The sequence below is a fragment of the Alishewanella sp. d11 genome (genome assembly GCF_049390205.1).
Classification (GTDB): Bacteria; Pseudomonadota; Gammaproteobacteria; order Enterobacterales; family Alteromonadaceae; genus Alishewanella.
The window spans coordinates 995,775-1,011,509 of record NZ_CP186547.1 but is presented as its reverse complement, the minus strand read 5'-3'; the positions used below and the strand labels follow the sequence as shown (position 1 = coordinate 1,011,509).

Below are 15,735 nucleotides of genomic sequence, written 5' to 3'. Positions count from 1 at the left end.
CAAGGGTATTAATCACGTTACTGAATAAGTTACTTTATATTCGGAATAAAAACTTATTGGAGAATCACTTTTAGCTGTGAAGGTGGTTATTTCACTCAAGCAGCTCAAATGTAGAAATGTATCAGACGATATTCCAAGCATCAGGATAAAGTTGTACTAGAAAATGAAAGACCAATTCAATTAAAGCTATAGGCAGATATTGATAAAATCTCAATATTGGGGTAAGCAGAATCCACCTCCAATGAAGGTGGATTCTGTTATTTATGAAACTAAAAATGTTTGGTTTAGAAGCAATTTATGATCTACCAATCCGAAGCCGCTGAGTGCGGTCTAGCCTGCATCGCTATGGTCGCCAATCACCATGGTCATCAGCTTGACTTAAACACCTTACGCAATCGTTATAGCGTGTCGCTTAAAGGGGCTAACCTGCAACAGCTAATGCAGCTGGCAAATCAGTTGGGCTTAACACCGCGCGCCTTAAAACTGGATTTAGCCGATTTAAAAAATCTGCGCACTCCCTGTATTTTGCATTGGGAGATGAACCACTTTGTGGTGCTAAAAAAAGTGCATCGCAATGGCATTACCATTCTAGACCCGGCGTTAGGTGAACGGCGGGTTAGCTTAGCGGATGTCGATAAAGCCTTTACCGGTGTTGCGCTGGAGCTAACACCCAGTACTGAATTTAAAAAAATCGATGAGCGGGTACGCTTAGGCTTAACCGCCTTCTGGTGTAAGGTGCAAGGCCTTGTCCCGTCGCTGACTAAGCTATTTATTTTATCGTTATTACTGCAAGTCTTTGTCTTAGCTGCGCCTTACTATACGCAGTTAGTGGTCGATGAAGTGCTTATCAGCCAGGATAAACCCTTATTGGTTGTGTTGGCATTGGGCTTTGGCTTACTTATGCTGCTGCAGGTGCTGACGCAAACGCTGCGTGGTTGGGTGGTGCTGCATTTAGGCTCGGTGATGAGCGTACAAATGGCCGCTAATTTAATGCGTCATTTAGTGCACCTACCGCTCAGCTTTTTTGAAAAACGCCATATGGGTGATGTGGTATCGCGTTTTGGCTCACTGAACTCGGTACGCGAGTTACTGACCAATAGCCTGGTTGAGGGCGTGATTGATGGCATTATGGCCATTACCGTGCTGGTGATGATGTACCTGTACAGCCCGCAGCTAAGCCTGGTGGTGGGTATTGCAGTATTTCTATATGGCTTATTGCGCTGGGCATTATACCGGCCGCTGCATCAACTTACCGAAGCCAGTATTGTCGCCTCCGCCAAAGAGCAAAGTAACTTTATGGAAACGGTGCGCGGCATGCAGAGTATTAAGCTGTTTGGCTTGCAAACCCAGCGCTTAAATATCTGGCAAAACCGTTTTGCCGATGCGGTTAATCAGAATTACCGGCTCGGTAAATGGCAAATCTCTTACGGCACTATTAATCAGCTGCTGTTTGGTATTGAGAATATTCTGGTGGTGTATCTGGCCGCCTTAACAGTCATGACCGGCGAGATGTCGGTTGGGATGTTATTTGCTTTTATGGCTTATAAAAATCAGTTTACCAACCGCACAGCCGCGCTAATTGATAAAGTAGTAGAAATTAAAATGACTCGGCTGCATTTAGACCGCTTAGCCGATATCGCGCTTACCGAGAAAGAAGATGAGGGCAGTGTCAGCGATAGCCGCGCGCTAAGCGGCCAGTTAAGTTTAACAGCAGTTCGTTTTCGTTATGCCAGCAATGACCCACTGCTGTTTAACGATTTAACCCTCAACGTTAAAGCCGGTGAGAATATCGCCATTATCGGCCCGTCCGGCACCGGCAAAACCAGCCTAATGAAAATTATGCTGGGGTTATTACCGGCTGAAAGTGGCAAAGTGGAGGTAGATGGTATTGATATCCACCACCTTGGCCTACGCCATTACCGCAGCCAAATCGCCGCCGTAATGCAGGATGACCAGCTAATGTCAGGCACTTTAGCGGAGAATATCAGCTTTTTTGACCCGCAGCTCGATATGCAGCGAGTAGTTGAAGCGGCACAACTGGCGGGTATTCATCAAGATATCTCGACCATGCAAATGGGGTACAACTCCTTGGTCGGTGATATGGGCAGTTCACTCTCCGGCGGCCAAAAGCAGCGGGTATTGTTAGCCAGAGCGCTGTATCGTAAACCAAAAATCTTATTTATGGATGAAGCTACCAGCCATTTGGATGTGCAGCTGGAGCATTATGTGAATCAGGCGATTAAGCAGCTTAAAATGACCCGCATTGTGATTGCCCATCGCCCAGAGACGATTTTAAATGCCGAACGTATTTTGCAATTATACCAAGGGCAGTTACAGGATATTACCGCAGCCTATAAAGCGCAGTTTGGTATAGACACAGCAACGGAAAGTTAAAGCAGCGCAGGCTATCGTGCTTCCCGGTGAAGTCGATATGCCTTCGCCTTACAGGAGCCAGTGTACCGGGTACAGGTAGCACTGGATCTGCAACACATCCGCGCTTATGGCAACACAGTCCCGCTGCAATCGGGCATGCTGTTAAGCGCAGATATCGTGCTGGAACAACGCAGCATGCTTTTATAAAAAAGAAGCAGCTGGTTGTTTGAGCCGATTTTAAGCCTGCAAGGGCGGATATAGCTCTGACACAGAGCAAACCTTTAAACTTAAATGCGTCTCAAGGAGAGATAATATGCAAGAACTAAACTGGGAGCAAGTTGCTGAAGTCAATGGTGGAACAGCAACTTGTACGACTAGTGGTGGCGTTACGACTTGTACATGTCCTGCAGGTGAAAAGCCGAAATCTTTGGATACTGGTGGCGCAACAATCATTCAATGTGTAAAAGAATAGAAGGTTAATACTATGATTGAATTAAAAATTGAACAAACTTTTGACGTTTCTGGTGGCAGCGATGCGCCAGCTCCTCGCTGTACACCGGTCGTAGGTGGGAATCATTGTACTTGCCCGGCTGGCTATAAAACCGAGTCGTCTAAAAATGCAGATGGTAATGTTGAAATAAAGTGTGTGCCAAAATAAAACTCATAAACTAAATGGGTTATATGAGTCAAATGGGTAGGTCTAGATTAACTACCCATTAATTAAGATTAGCATGTTTATTTTTCAACTTGTGGTTAATTTATTAAAAGTTAATTACTCAAAACTTATACAAAGTGGTTTCTAAGGTCAACAAAGGTCGGAGTTCAAATGAACATCAGTAAGGTTGTAAGTTTATTATTTGCCATAGCATCCTTTTACAGTGTAGGGAAGTGTCAAGAGCCACTTGAAATCGTAAAAATCTGTGAGTCAACAGAAGATATCCTTCTTGATGAAGCATCAAATACTGTTTGTTTTAATGGGCTTATCGATCATAGTACGCCATCCTTGGTTAAGGCCTTACCGATTGACCGAAAGCGGCCGTTACGCGTGGTAGCCAATAGCGATGGCGGTATTGTTAATCCATCAATCGATATTGCCGAATACCTTGGCAAGTACGATATTTACGTTAGTCGGCATTGTATATCTGCTTGTTCTCAATTTTTGTTTATGCAGGCTGAGAATAAGTATGTTGTTCATGATGGTGTTGTTGCTATTCATGGAGGTCCTGTACCGGTAAAAGATATTATTGATTTAGATTTTACTGATGAGGTTAAAATTAACTTGATCCGGGAAAACCTTCGATTTGAACAGTTTTACCATGAACGTAATATCAATATGGATATTCTCATCAATCCACCAAAGCATTTACACGAGCGGCTTGCCGCAGGAGAGATTGTTTTCTGGATGCCTGAAAAATCTGAGTTTGAACGGAATGGGGTACAAAATATTCACTACTGCAATAGTAAGTTTGGTAAATAGTAATGTTTCATAAAGAAAGTTATTGGCATTCAGTATCTAAGTTAATAAATAATGATTTACCAATCCGAAGCCGCTGAGTGCGGTCTAGCCTGCATCGCTATGGTCGCTAATCACCATGGTCATCAGCTGGACTTAACTACCCTACGCAATCGCTATAGTGTGTCGCTGAAGGGTGCTAACCTGCAACAACTCATGCAGCTGGCAAATCAGTTGGGCTTAACGCCGCGTGCCTTAAAGCTGGATTTAGCCGATTTAAAAAATCTGCGCACTCCCTGTATTTTGCATTGGGAGATGAACCACTTTGTGGTGCTAAAAAAGGTGCATCGTAAGGGTATTACTATTCTTGACCCCGCTATGGGTGAAAGGCGGGTTAGCTTAGCCGATGTGGATAAGGCCTTTACCGGCGTGGCGCTGGAATTAACGCCCAGTACGGAATTTAAAAAAATCGACGAGCGCGTGCGCCTAGGCTTAACCGCTTTCTGGTGTAAGGTGCAAGGCTTAGTGCCGTCGCTGACTAAGCTATTTATTTTATCGTTATTACTGCAAGTCTTTGTATTAGCAGCGCCTTACTATACGCAGTTAGTGGTCGATGAAGTGCTCATCAGCCAGGATAAACCCTTATTGGTTGTGTTGGCTTTAGGCTTTGGCTTACTTATGCTGCTGCAGGTACTCACGCAAACCCTGCGTGGTTGGGTGGTGCTGCATTTGGGCTCGGTGATGAGCGTGCAAATGGCCGCCAATTTAATGCGCCATTTAGTACACCTACCGCTAAGCTTTTTTGAAAAACGCCATATGGGTGATGTGGTATCGCGTTTTGGCTCACTTAATGCTGTGCGCGAGTTACTGACCAATAGCCTGGTTGAAGGCGTGATTGACGGCATTATGGCCATTACCGTGCTGATTATGATGTATCTCTATAGCCCGCAGTTAAGCCTGGTGGTTGGCATAGCCGTATTACTCTATGGCCTGTTACGCTGGGCATTATACCGCCCACTTCACCAACTTACCGAAGCCAGTATCGTCGCATCGGCGAAAGAGCAGAGTAATTTTATGGAAACCGTGCGCGGCATGCAGAGTATTAAGCTATTTGGCTTGCAAACCCAACGCTTAAATATCTGGCAGAACCGTTTTGCCGATGCGGTTAATCAGAATTACCGGCTGGGCAAATGGCAAATCTCTTACGGCACTATTAATCAGCTACTGTTCGGTATTGAGAATATTCTGGTGGTGTATCTGGCCGCCTTAACAGTAATGACTGGCGAGATGTCAGTCGGGATGTTATTTGCTTTTATGGCATATAAAAATCAGTTTACCAACCGCACCGCCGCGCTAATTGATAAAGTAGTAGAAATTAAAATGACCCGGCTGCATTTAGACCGCTTAGCCGATATTGCGCTTACCGAGAAAGAAGATGAAGGCAGTGCCAGCGATAGCCGCGCGCTTAGTGGCCAGTTAAGTTTAACAGCAATACGTTTTCGTTATGCCAGCAATGACCTACTGCTATTTAATGACTTAACCCTAAACGTGCAAGCCGGTGAGAATATCGCCATTATCGGCCCATCTGGCACCGGTAAAACCAGCCTAATGAAAATTATGCTGGGGTTATTACCGGCTGAAAGTGGCAAAGTGGAGGTAGATGGTATTGATATCCGCCACCTTGGCCTACGCAATTACCGCAGCCAAATCGCCGCCGTAATGCAGGATGACCAGCTAATGTCGGGCACCTTAGCGGAGAATATTAGCTTTTTTGACCCGCAATTGGATATGCAGCGAGTGGTTGAAGCGGCGCAGCTAGCGGGTATTCATCAAGATATTTCTACTATGCAAATGGGCTATAACTCCTTGGTCGGTGATATGGGCAGCTCACTCTCTGGCGGCCAAAAGCAGCGGGTATTGTTAGCCAGAGCGCTATATCGTAAACCGAAAATCTTATTTATGGATGAAGCTACCAGCCATTTGGATGTGCAGCTGGAGCATTATGTGAATCAGGCAATTAAGCAACTAAAAATGACCCGCATAGTGATTGCCCATCGCCCAGAGACGATTTTAAACGCCGAGCGGATTATGCAGCTGCAGCAAGGGCAGTTACAGGATATTACCGAAGCCTATAAAGCGCAGTTTGGTATAGATACAGCAACTGAAGGTTAAAGCAGCGCAGCATGCTTTTATAAACAAAGAGTCGCTGGTTGTTTGATCCGATTTAAAGCCTGCAAGGACGGTTATAGTCCTGCAGGCTTTAAACGTAGAATGATTGAGGAAGTTATGGAATCAGAAAAATCTTATCTTAGGGTAGCTAGAAAGCTAGGTTACTTATTTTTGATCATTTTTTTATTAATTGTTGTTGGAGGTATCTACCAAGGCTTTATAGAGGCTCACAATAGCAGTCAAACACCTGTTATAGAAAGTAATTAGCGTTTCTAATACTATCTCTTTACAAGTTATTGGTATTCGCAGGAGGCATTATGAAAAAGTTTCTAGGTATTGTAGCTCTTATTTTTATTGCATTAAGTATTTTGTTTTGTGTGTTTCAGGCTTTGGCTAATTGGAACTGTGAGCTTGGTATCGCTGCTGTGTCTCCTTTTGGCTATCAATGCAAGTAGTTAGTTAAAGACTTTAAAATAAGCGGGCTTAGCCATTCTGGACCTGTTAGTTACTGTTGAAATAGAACGCATGACTGTGAAATGTAAATATTTTTAGTTTTTTAACTGTGAGAAACTTCGGTATTTTGTATCAACTTACAAGAAGCAAATGTGGAGGCTAAATGTTTTGGTTAGGAATCCTTGCAATTATAGTAATTACACTGCATGCGACATTACTTTCCGGTGACGTAAGTATTTTCGTGGATGCACCCTCTATTCTGTGGGTTGTGCTAATGACAATAAGTATGGTGATTGCTTCTACCTCATTTAAACGGGTTAGGCAGGCTTTTTCTATATTGTTAGGTAATGATAATACGTGGGACGATGTTCAGTATCGCCAAGCAATACAGGTCTTTTTTGTATTTGGTCGCTCTGCTGTAATGGCTGGGCTTTTTTTATCGTTGATTGGGTTGATAGCTTTAGCAAACCACCTTGCATCGTTGGATGCGATGGGTAGTGGTTTTGTAATAGCTTGCTTGCCAATTTTCTATGGTCTTTTTGTAAAGTTACTAGGGATGATTGCTGAAGAAAAGGTGCAGTCGTTATTAGTTGAACGTTTGGTGAACTAAAGGCAATAAACTTGTCGCCTTACAGGAGCCAGTGTGCCGAGTTCAAGTGGCACTGACTGAACAATAGATCCGAGTTTATGGCAACACAGTCCCGCGGCAATCTGGCATGCTGCTAAGCGCAGATATTGTGCTGGAGCAACACAGCATGCTTTTATAAACAAAGAGTAGCCGGTTGTTTGAGCCGATTTTAAGCCTACAAGGGCGGTTATAGTCCTGCAGGTCTCATCCTGACTTAAAACGTCTCAAGGAAAGTTAATATGCAAGAGTTAACATTTGAGCAAGTTGAAGTAGTAAGTGGTGGTTTGAATTTATTTGAAAACCCAACCGTTGCAAGATTTGATTCAGCTGACAAAAATTCAACTGGTGGAGATAATGATGGGCCAACATTTTGGGGTGAGATTGGTGCTGGTTTTGGCGCTGCAGTTGCAAGTATTGGTAAAGGTATTGAAAATGTAAGTCAAGCTATTAGTGATACCACTAGCTCAATTAAAAATTGGGTAGATTCGAGAAACATTGAGCGTATGTGTAAAAGTGGAGCAGTTGATTCTGTAGAAATAGACGGCATGACAGTGAAATGTAAGTAATATTATTTTTTGAACTGTTATAGGTGCATTCAAAATGAAACGATTGCACCTACATCAGTAATTTATATTATATTAGGTAGTAGAGATTAATATGTGGTTTTATATAAAGCCTTTCTTATTGTTTTTCTTGCTTATTCTTTTTGTGGCCGCATCTCCTGCAATCGTAGTTAATTCATCATGTTTTTTGTTATGTGAGAAAGGACCTTTGGTTCTTGAGCTAGCAAATAAACTTTCTATAGCAGTTGGAATGGTTTTAGCAGTATTTTTGTTCTCAGGATTCAAATTTACTAAGGTTAAGATTAATTTTGCTTTGCACAATGCTGGATTCCAGCATTACTTCAAATATTTTCTACTATTAGTTGGTCTATACATTTTTTTTACTGCTTTAATAACACTATACGGGCTAATTTTTTCAGGAAGTGAGCAAGCGCTTTCAATCGACAGAGCAGAGTCCCGTTACGATGGGGTTGGAAATTTTTACTTATATATTGTTATGACGGTTTTTATAGTTCCGATTGTTGAGGAACTAATGTTTAGAGGCTACTTTCAGACTAAATTAATTTCAGTTTTTCGAAATGCACAAGTCAGATATGTAATTGTCTCATTGTTTTTCACGTTAATGCATTTTAGTGTTAGCTTTTATACGCTTGCGAAGATTTTTTCTTTTTCTATACTCGTTTGTTGGGTGAGAGAGCACAGTAATTCGGTATACCCCGCTATATTGCTTCATATGATTTTCAACGCAATTGGTCTGATAGCGCTCACGTATATCACTTGAACTGGGGAATAGGTATTCAACTACAGACATAAAAGGTAATGAATGATCCTTCAATCCGAAGCCGCTGAATGTGGTTTAGCCTGTGTGGCCATGGTGGCAAATCAATATGGCCATCAGCTGGACTTAACCACCTTACGTAATCGCTATAGCGTATCGCTTAAAGGCACTACGCTGCAGGGCGGTTATAGCGTTATATTTCTAACGTTTTCATAGGCTCTAATTATTGGAAACTAAAAGATATGAAGTTAATAGTCTTAATACTATTTGTTTTAACTTTAGGCTTAGGGGCTGTCTTTGTAGTAAAAAAAATCCTTGGGCTAAAACTACTTGACCCATTTCCAAATTATGATCGTGATTGGAAAAACATTTTAGCAGCAGTTTCGCCCGTCCTTCTTTGGTGTATAACCATATCATTAAGCTACTTCATCTATTCTTTAATTTTGCTTTAGAAATTGATCCTTCAATCCGAAGCCTTAGAATGTGGTTTAGCCTGTGTGGCCATGGTGGCGAATCAGTATGGCTATCAGCTAAACTTAACCACCTTACGTAATCACTATAGCGTATTGCTTAAAGGCTCTATATGAAAAAGTTTCTGGGATGATTACCATAGTACCGGAGTTTTATTCCTGACAAGTAGAATGGCGCTTATGCTGATTATGGCAAATAAAAAGGCCGCAAAATGCGGCCTGTCTGTTAACACTGAGATTAGCTATGATAGCTAATATGCTGATGGAAGCGGACGGTTAAATCATCGCGTTCTGGCTGCAGGTTGACGGCTTTGGCAAAGCGGCGCAGCGCGCTTTCTACTTCGTTCATAAAGCGGCCGTAGCCCATATCGGTTTGATCCTCTGGCGTAGCAAAGATCACCAGTTGCATCATCTCTACTAGCTTATCGCCTGGCAGGTCACGGATAATTTGCCCTTGTTCGCTGCTGGGATCAAAGCCAATCATTTGCAGCTCTTTGCCATAGCTACTTTTATCGTATTGGCTGTTGCGAACCAGCGGTAGCAAGCCATTTGCCAATACCGCTAAGTGCTGCAGATCCTCTTGTTGGCAAGCACTCACAAAGTGTTCGGCCACATGTTGATACAGCGGTAAATAAGGCGCGGTTTGTTGCAAGTCTAGCGTGACTTGCTCTTTTAGCCGCCGGCTTAACGGCAAATTGACAATCACATAAGTTAAGGCGCTGTGTGCCGGTAGCTCACATTGCCGTGCTTTGTAGCGGGCATCAATTGAGCGCAGTTTGAAGCCGTAGCTTTCTTTACTGCCCTTCGCTTTGGCAAATAAATCATAGGTCAGATGTTGGTGATCCCGAACTTTGATCGGTAAATCGGGTAAAGCTAAGCGATTTTTGAATTCAGTGAGTAACGCGGTAACTTGCTGATGGAAGTTCGCCGCGTTAGAACGGAGTGGTTGTTCGGTGGCGAGAAACAGTAACGAAATCTTTCGCTCTCTAACTCTGCCATCAAAAAAGCTGTGATGCGCTTCATGGTAGCTGGGGTTATAAAAAAATAGGATCTTTTCGGCCGTCTGCAGCACATAGGCTTCTTGGTGAAAACGCACGACCGGCGTTTTACCATTGGCAATAAAATGCACATTTCGCAGGCCAAACTGATCGGTTAATTCAAACAGTCGTTGGGCTAAGTTTTGGTATAACGCTTGGTAAGGTGTCTCGGCATGGGTGGCAGGAAAGCGTGCTACCAATTCATCGGTAAGGACAAACTCGGCCAGTAGATATTGATTATCACGGGCTGTCGCGGGTAAATAAACTTTATGTTGCGAACTCAAGGGCATAACCTAACTCCTGTACAGACTATAATTGCAGCAAGTGTAACAAAAAGACTGAGGCAAAGGCTATTTTGTACAAAATATATAAATAGCAATAATGCGTGAATACTGCCGCGACCTGATTATCTTAACCGCGCGCCAGCAGAAATTTGCTAGAATAAGCACTTCACCCCAGCTTGCTAATGGAAATGCTATGTCTGTTACTTTGTTAATCGATTATTGGTTAATTGCGATCACCGCCCTGTTTGTGGTGGTAAACCCGCTGACAACCGCTTTTATCTTTGTCTCGTTACTGCCTAACGCCACCGCGATCCAACGCAAACGCGCGGCAAAGCGTTCTACCCTTGTTTCGGCCAGTATTTTTTTAGTGTTTGGTTTATTGGGCAGCTTTATTTTTAAAGTTTTTGGTATCACGTTGGAAGCGTTTCGCATAGCGGGTGGCTTAATTTTATTTGGTATTGCTATGAGCATGATGCAAAAGGGCCTTGATGATGGCGAAGAGGCCACCGGCAAAGAGCCACATCCAGATGGCAAACTGGCTAAAGATGTTTCAGTGATCCCGCTGGCGATCCCCTTTATTGCCGGCCCCGGTGCCATTGCTACGGTGATGATTCTGACCAGTGAAGCGCAATCGCTCGCTCACTTTGTAACGGTATTATTGGCGATAGCAATTACCACTTTTTCTTGTTACTTGGCGATGGTGTATGCACATGTCTTAGTGCGTTATGTGGGCGAAACTGGTAAAGAAATTATGACGCGGTTGTTTGGCTTAATTTTGTCTGTAATCGCCGTGCAGTTTGTGATTAATGGTGTGTTGGATGTGTACCGCAGTTTATAACAGCTAGATATTTAGGTCGACACGACTAAGAAAACGGGGCGCTTAGCGCCCCGTTGTTTTTCTAAGATAAAGCCTTAGGCAATAACAATAAAACCAATAAAGGCTAACAGCGCTGCAAGGAAGGCATAAGGGAACTGTGTTAACGCATGGCTCATTAAGCTACAGCCAGAACCTTGAGCTGCTAACACAGTAGAATCACTGTAGAAACAAGCCTGACTACCAAAAGAGCTAGCCGATAACAAAGCCCCAATCACTAACGGAATATTAGCATCTACCGCAACAGCTAATGGCATTACGATAGGGATCGACACCGCGAAAATTCCCCAGCTAGAGCCGGTGACAAAGGCCAAAATTGCCATAGCAACAAAGACTACTGCTGGTAGCATCTGAGCTGTCATATAGGGTGCGAGGTTCTCAATCACATACATCGGTAAGCCGAGTTGATCACACACATCCTTAAATACAAAGGCGGCGATAACGGTACAAATTGCGGGCAGCATAGTTTTAAAACCATGCATCATCAGCTCCATCATGTCTGTAAAGGGCATTAAGCGTTGTGCCATATACATCGGGATGGTGATAATAAAGGTCAAAATTAAGGCCGGCCAAATTTCTGCATCAAACCAAATGGTAAAACCAATTAGCATTAACATCGGCAGTAAGAAATTGTATAACTTGCCACCTTTTTTATCGGCGGCGTCAAATTCTTCTTCAAAAGCTTCAACGGCAAAATCATCGCTGGTATGTGTATGCGTAGAAGCAATTTCAGCCGGCGCATCGCTAATAAAGCTCGCTTGCTGAGCGGCCAGTTCCGCTTTTTTCATGGGGCCAAATAACGGTACTATGCCCAAAATCACCAAAGGCACCATAATCAGGGCTAACCAAGCATACAGCATATAAGGGATAGCAGAGATATAGGTGATAATACCGTTGGGATCGCTTTCTGGCGCTATGCCATTGGCTACCAATAAGCCACCAAAGAAAATGGCCCACGTCGAAATTGGCACCAGCACACACATGGGGGCAGCGGTAGAGTCCACCACATAAGCCAGCATTTCGCGTGAGACTTTGTATTTGTCGGTAATGCGCTTCATGGTTTCACCGACGGTAAGCGCATTTAAGTAATCATCGATAAAGATAATTAAGCCTAAAAAGTAGGTCATAAAGAGTGACGGCTTGCGGCCACTGGCATATTGCTGCGCCATCCGACCAAAGGCGAAGGCACCACCGGTATGCACTAACAGCGCAATTAGGGCACCAAAGCCACCACATACTAGGATTAACCAGCCAATGGTTTCATCTTGCATTACCCGAACTGAGGTTTCGCCTAAATTAAATAGTGCCTCTTTGGGTGAGCCGAGTAGCAGTAAACCTGATGCCGCACCTAGCACTAAGGCTAAGATCGGGCGTTTTAGCCAAATAGCAAATAACAGTACTACAACGGGTGGAATTAAACTGATAATGGAAGGTGATACAGCGGCCGCTTCGGCCGCCGCAGCAACAGGCTCGGCCAAACTCCCTAAGGTTTCATCTGCTGACATGGTTTTTATTCTCGTATAAAAGTCCGGTGTTCCGGAAAAAAGTTAACGTAACCGTTGCAGCAGATAGGACAACTCAACGGTGCTCAATCCTGTCTTAACAAGTGACTATGCATCTGAAAATTATGCATAAGCAGTCAGTGCAGGGGTGGTCTGATGTTTAGTCAAACAAACGGTTGCATCATAGCAAAAAATGGTTTTTGCACAATTGGAATCTTTGACCTTGAGGTGAAAGAAAAGCCAGTCTGTATGCACGCAGACTGGCTTTGTTTAGTTCAACTTAAGCTTTGTATTACAGCGCGGCGATTTCCGCGTGTTGTGCTTGTAGCTTGGCAACGGCCTGCTCCAGCTCAGCTTGCTTGGCGCGCTCTTTTTCCAATACCGCTTCCGGTGCTTTTGCCACAAATCCCTCATTACTGAGTTTACCGGCAACTCGCGCTAACTCTTGCTGGGTTTTTTCCAGTTGTTTGGTAATGCGGCTTAGCTCAGCCTCTTTATCAATTAAGCCAGCCATCGGGATTAATAGATCCATACTGCCAATTAACTGAGTAGCACTGGCCGGTGCTTTGGCATCTGCCGCTAACACCTCTAATGTTTCCAGTTTCGCCATTACCATTAGGAAGTTACGGTTTTCGGCTAAACGGCGAGTTTCTTCGGCATTGAGATTACGCAATAGCACATTTAATGGCTTGCTTGGCGCAATATTCATCTCACCGCGTACGTTACGAATTGCGGTGATCACTGCTTTTAGCCACTCTAAATCGGCAAGAGCGGTTTCATCTACTAGCTCGCTTTGATACTCAGGATAAGCGGCCAGCATAATGCTCTCGCCAGTAATACCTGCTAACGGTTTTACCGACTGCCAGATACTTTCTGTCATATAAGGCATTATCGGGTGCATTAAGCGCAGTAAGCTTTCCAGTACGGTAATCAGGGTATGACGAGTACCGCGCTGCTCAGCCTCACTACCTTTAAACAATACCGGCTTGGTCAGCTCTAAGTACCAATCGCAGAACTGGTTCCAAGTAAACTCGTACAGTGCAGTTGCTGCTAGGTCAAAGCGATAGGTATCCAGGTAATGCCGTACTTGTTTTACCGTTTGCTGGTACTGGGCAAAAATCCATTTATCGGCCAGTGACAGCACCTTATCGTCACTGCCAAAGCCGCAATCTTTTTCTTCTGTGTTCATCAGCACATAGCGGCTGGCATTCCACAGCTTGTTACAGAAATTGCGATAGCCTTCTAAGCGCTTCATATCCCAGTTAATATCACGGCCGGTTGAAGCCAGTGCGGCGAGGGTAAAGCGCACGGCATCGGTACCGCTGCTGGGGATCCCTTCTGGGAACTGCTTGGTGGTGCGATCGGCAATTTGCTTGGCTAATTGCGGTTGCATCATATTGCTGGTACGTTTGGCCAGGAGGTCTTCTAGGCTAATGCCATCGATCATATCCAGCGGATCGATCACATTACCTTTTGACTTAGACATCTTATCGCCGTTCTCATCGCGAATAAGGCCAGTGACATACACGGTTTTAAAGGGGACCTGTGGTTTACCATCGGCATCTTTAATAAAGTGCATGGTCATCATGATCATTCGGGCAACCCAGAAGAAGATGATGTCAAAGCCAGTGACTAACACATCCGTCGGGTGGAAGTTTTTCAAATCTTCCGTTTCTTCTGGCCAGCCTAAGGTGGAGAAGGTCCAAAGTGCCGAGCTAAACCAGGTATCTAGTACATCGTTATCCTGGCTTAGCGTTACCGTGTCGGCCAAGGCGTATTTAGCGCGCACTTCGGCTTCGTTACGACCCACATAGACCTTGCCGTCTGCGTCGTACCAGGCTGGAATACGGTGGCCCCACCATAATTGACGCGAGATACACCAATCTTGAATATCGCGCATCCAACTGTAGTACATATTTTCGTACTGCTTAGGCACAAATTGAATATCACCATTTTCTACCGCTTCAGTAGCGGTTTTGGCCAGTGGCGCGACCCGCACATACCATTGATCGGTCAGCATTGGCTCAATCACCACACCGCTACGATCGCCAAAGGGCAGGGTATTATTAATCTCTTCAATATTTTCCAGCAAACCTGCCGCATCAAAGGCAGCCACGATGGCTTTACGCGCTTCGTAGCGATCCAGCCCTTGATACTCCTGCGGGATAGCTGCGGTTAAGCTGCTATTGAGCTCACCGTTGGTAAAGAAGCATTCGCCTTCGCTGCGCACAGTCGCATCGGGCGTCAGCACGTTGATCATCGGTAATTGATGACGCTTGCCTACTTCGTAGTCGTTAAAATCGTGCGCTGGGGTAATTTTTACGCAGCCGCTGCCTTTTTCCATATCGGCATGTTCATCGGCGATAATCGGAATACGACGATTAACCAGCGGTAGCAAGATTTCTTTGCCGATTAAGGCTTGATAGCGCTCATCCGCGGGGTTTACCGCTACCGCAGTATCACCAAGCATGGTTTCTGGGCGGGTTGTTGCCACTACCAGATAGTTCTTGCCATCGGCAGTCAGCACGCCATCGGCTAAGGGATAGCGCAGATGCCAGAATTTGCCTTTTTGATCTTTGTTTTCAACTTCCAGATCGGAAATGGCTGTATGCAGCTTGGGATCCCAGTTTACCAAGCGCTTGCCACGATAAATTAAGTCGTCTTCATACAAGCGCACAAACACTTCCTGCACGGCATTCGACAGACCTTCATCCATGGTAAAGCGTTCACGATCCCAGTCTACTGAGTTGCCTAAACGGCGCATTTGCTCGGTGATGGTGCCGCCAGATTCGGCTTTCCACTCCCAAATTTTTTCAATAAAGGCATCGCGGCCGAGCTCATGCCGACCCGGTAAACCTTCTTGCGCCAGTTTGCGTTCAACTACCATTTGGGTGGCAATACCGGCGTGATCGGTACCGACTTGCCATAAGGCATTTTTGCCTTGCATCCGCTGATAGCGAGTTAGCGCATCCATAATGGTTTGTTGGAAAGCATGACCCATATGTAAGCTGCCCGTGACATTTGGCGGTGGGATCATAATGCAGTAGTTATTACCGGGGCGGTTGTCGCCATTCGGTTTAAAGTAGCCTTTGCTTTCCCAGGCTTGATACATGGCCTGTTCGATTTCGCTGGGGTTGAAGGTTTTTTCCAT

General features: G+C 44.6%; 16 protein-coding genes. 12 read left to right on the top strand and 4 right to left on the bottom strand.

Going from position 1 to position 15,735, the window contains the following annotated elements; all coding sequences use genetic code 11:
• The first annotated feature begins 297 nt into the window (after positions 1-297).
• The 8 genes from ACO1PK_RS04680 (at position 298) to ACO1PK_RS04645 (ending at position 7,642) form a co-directional block, all read left to right on the top strand.
• The gene (locus ACO1PK_RS04680) at positions 298-2,394 is read left to right on the top strand and encodes a peptidase domain-containing ABC transporter (protein WP_423187512.1); all 2,097 of its coding nucleotides are present in this window, start codon (positions 298-300) and stop codon (positions 2,392-2,394) included.
• Positions 2,395-2,686: 292 nt separating this feature from the next.
• Complete coding sequence (locus tag ACO1PK_RS04675; RefSeq protein ID WP_423187511.1) at positions 2,687-2,845, top strand: hypothetical protein; 159 nt, start codon at positions 2,687-2,689, stop codon at positions 2,843-2,845.
• 12 nt (positions 2,846-2,857) lie between these two features.
• Positions 2,858-3,031 carry a hypothetical protein gene (locus ACO1PK_RS04670; protein ID WP_423187510.1) on the top strand — a complete coding sequence of 58 codons (174 nt, stop codon included), beginning with the start codon at positions 2,858-2,860 and terminating at the stop codon, positions 3,029-3,031.
• 168 nt (positions 3,032-3,199) lie between these two features.
• On the top strand, positions 3,200-3,850 hold the full coding sequence (locus ACO1PK_RS04665) for a hypothetical protein (RefSeq protein WP_423187509.1): 651 nt from the start codon (positions 3,200-3,202) through the stop codon (positions 3,848-3,850).
• 51 nt (positions 3,851-3,901) lie between these two features.
• Positions 3,902-5,998: a peptidase domain-containing ABC transporter gene (locus tag ACO1PK_RS04660; RefSeq protein WP_423187508.1), complete on the top strand. Its 2,097-nt coding sequence runs from the start codon at positions 3,902-3,904 to the stop codon at positions 5,996-5,998.
• Positions 5,999-6,312: 314 nt separating this feature from the next.
• Positions 6,313-6,450, top strand: coding sequence for a hypothetical protein (locus ACO1PK_RS04655; protein ID WP_423187507.1), 138 nt, complete (start codon positions 6,313-6,315; stop codon positions 6,448-6,450).
• A gap of 161 nt (positions 6,451-6,611) precedes the next feature.
• A complete protein-coding gene (locus ACO1PK_RS04650; protein WP_423187506.1) occupies positions 6,612-7,058 on the top strand; it encodes a hypothetical protein in 447 nt (148 codons plus the stop codon).
• 257 nt (positions 7,059-7,315) lie between these two features.
• Positions 7,316-7,642 carry a hypothetical protein gene (locus tag ACO1PK_RS04645; protein ID WP_423187505.1) on the top strand — a complete coding sequence of 109 codons (327 nt, stop codon included), beginning with the start codon at positions 7,316-7,318 and terminating at the stop codon, positions 7,640-7,642.
• 99 nt (positions 7,643-7,741) lie between these two features.
• Here ACO1PK_RS04645 and ACO1PK_RS04640 read toward each other — a convergent pair whose 3' ends face one another.
• The gene (locus ACO1PK_RS04640; RefSeq protein WP_423188265.1) at positions 7,742-7,960 is read right to left on the bottom strand and encodes a hypothetical protein; all 219 of its coding nucleotides are present in this window, start codon (positions 7,958-7,960) and stop codon (positions 7,742-7,744) included.
• Between ACO1PK_RS04640 and ACO1PK_RS04635 the strand changes: the two genes are divergently transcribed.
• The 3 genes from ACO1PK_RS04635 to ACO1PK_RS04625 all read left to right on the top strand — a co-directional run bounded on the left by ACO1PK_RS04635 (position 7,890) and on the right by ACO1PK_RS04625 (position 9,004).
• On the top strand, positions 7,890-8,420 hold the full coding sequence (locus tag ACO1PK_RS04635) for a lysostaphin resistance A-like protein (protein ID WP_423188166.1): 531 nt from the start codon (positions 7,890-7,892) through the stop codon (positions 8,418-8,420). The two genes, ACO1PK_RS04640 and ACO1PK_RS04635, sit on opposite strands and share 71 nt — an antisense overlap.
• Before the next feature lie 42 nt (positions 8,421-8,462).
• Complete coding sequence (locus ACO1PK_RS04630; protein WP_423187504.1) at positions 8,463-8,633, top strand: cysteine peptidase family C39 domain-containing protein; 171 nt, start codon at positions 8,463-8,465, stop codon at positions 8,631-8,633.
• 239 nt (positions 8,634-8,872) lie between these two features.
• Entirely contained in the window at positions 8,873-9,004 is a 132-nt protein-coding gene (locus ACO1PK_RS04625) for a cysteine peptidase family C39 domain-containing protein (RefSeq protein WP_423187503.1), read from the top strand.
• A gap of 121 nt (positions 9,005-9,125) precedes the next feature.
• Here ACO1PK_RS04625 and ACO1PK_RS04620 read toward each other — a convergent pair whose 3' ends face one another.
• The gene (locus ACO1PK_RS04620) at positions 9,126-10,214 is read right to left on the bottom strand and encodes a DUF3083 family protein (RefSeq protein ID WP_423187502.1); all 1,089 of its coding nucleotides are present in this window, start codon (positions 10,212-10,214) and stop codon (positions 9,126-9,128) included.
• Positions 10,215-10,401: 187 nt separating this feature from the next.
• On the opposite strand from ACO1PK_RS04620, the gene ACO1PK_RS04615 reads away from it, so the two are divergent.
• Positions 10,402-11,046, top strand: coding sequence for a MarC family protein (locus tag ACO1PK_RS04615; RefSeq protein ID WP_423187501.1), 645 nt, complete (start codon positions 10,402-10,404; stop codon positions 11,044-11,046).
• A 74-nt stretch (positions 11,047-11,120) separates the two neighbouring features.
• Here the strand turns inward: ACO1PK_RS04615 and ACO1PK_RS04610 are convergent, their stop codons facing one another.
• Both ACO1PK_RS04610 and ACO1PK_RS04605 read right to left on the bottom strand, forming a co-directional pair.
• Positions 11,121-12,587, bottom strand: a complete 1,467-nt coding sequence (locus tag ACO1PK_RS04610) for a Na+/H+ antiporter NhaC family protein (RefSeq protein ID WP_423187500.1) — start codon at positions 12,585-12,587, stop codon at positions 11,121-11,123.
• Between the two features lie 289 nt (positions 12,588-12,876).
• A complete protein-coding gene (locus tag ACO1PK_RS04605; protein ID WP_423187499.1) occupies positions 12,877-15,735 on the bottom strand; it encodes a valine--tRNA ligase in 2,859 nt (952 codons plus the stop codon).

What these genes read in the sequence shown, in the direction of transcription:
- ACO1PK_RS04680 (WP_423187512.1), top strand. Translation starts at nt 298, where the DNA reads ATGATCTACCAATCCGAAGCCGCTGAGTGCGGTCTAGCCTGCATCGCT.
- ACO1PK_RS04675 (WP_423187511.1), top strand. Translation starts at nt 2,687, where the DNA reads ATGCAAGAACTAAACTGGGAGCAAGTTGCTGAAGTCAATGGTGGAACA.
- ACO1PK_RS04670 (WP_423187510.1), top strand. Translation starts at nt 2,858, where the DNA reads ATGATTGAATTAAAAATTGAACAAACTTTTGACGTTTCTGGTGGCAGC.
- ACO1PK_RS04665 (WP_423187509.1), top strand. Translation starts at nt 3,200, where the DNA reads ATGAACATCAGTAAGGTTGTAAGTTTATTATTTGCCATAGCATCCTTT.
- ACO1PK_RS04660 (WP_423187508.1), top strand. Translation starts at nt 3,902, where the DNA reads ATGATTTACCAATCCGAAGCCGCTGAGTGCGGTCTAGCCTGCATCGCT.
- ACO1PK_RS04655 (WP_423187507.1), top strand. Translation starts at nt 6,313, where the DNA reads ATGAAAAAGTTTCTAGGTATTGTAGCTCTTATTTTTATTGCATTAAGT.
- ACO1PK_RS04650 (WP_423187506.1), top strand. Translation starts at nt 6,612, where the DNA reads ATGTTTTGGTTAGGAATCCTTGCAATTATAGTAATTACACTGCATGCG.
- ACO1PK_RS04645 (WP_423187505.1), top strand. Translation starts at nt 7,316, where the DNA reads ATGCAAGAGTTAACATTTGAGCAAGTTGAAGTAGTAAGTGGTGGTTTG.
- ACO1PK_RS04635 (WP_423188166.1), top strand. Translation starts at nt 7,890, where the DNA reads ATGGTTTTAGCAGTATTTTTGTTCTCAGGATTCAAATTTACTAAGGTT.
- ACO1PK_RS04630 (WP_423187504.1), top strand. Translation starts at nt 8,463, where the DNA reads ATGATCCTTCAATCCGAAGCCGCTGAATGTGGTTTAGCCTGTGTGGCC.
- ACO1PK_RS04620 (WP_423187502.1), bottom strand. Translation starts at nt 10,214, where the DNA reads ATGCCCTTGAGTTCGCAACATAAAGTTTATTTACCCGCGACAGCCCGT.
- ACO1PK_RS04615 (WP_423187501.1), top strand. Translation starts at nt 10,402, where the DNA reads ATGTCTGTTACTTTGTTAATCGATTATTGGTTAATTGCGATCACCGCC.
- ACO1PK_RS04610 (WP_423187500.1), bottom strand. Translation starts at nt 12,587, where the DNA reads ATGTCAGCAGATGAAACCTTAGGGAGTTTGGCCGAGCCTGTTGCTGCG.
- ACO1PK_RS04605 (WP_423187499.1), bottom strand. Translation starts at nt 15,735, where the DNA reads ATGGAAAAAACCTTCAACCCCAGCGAAATCGAACAGGCCATGTATCAA.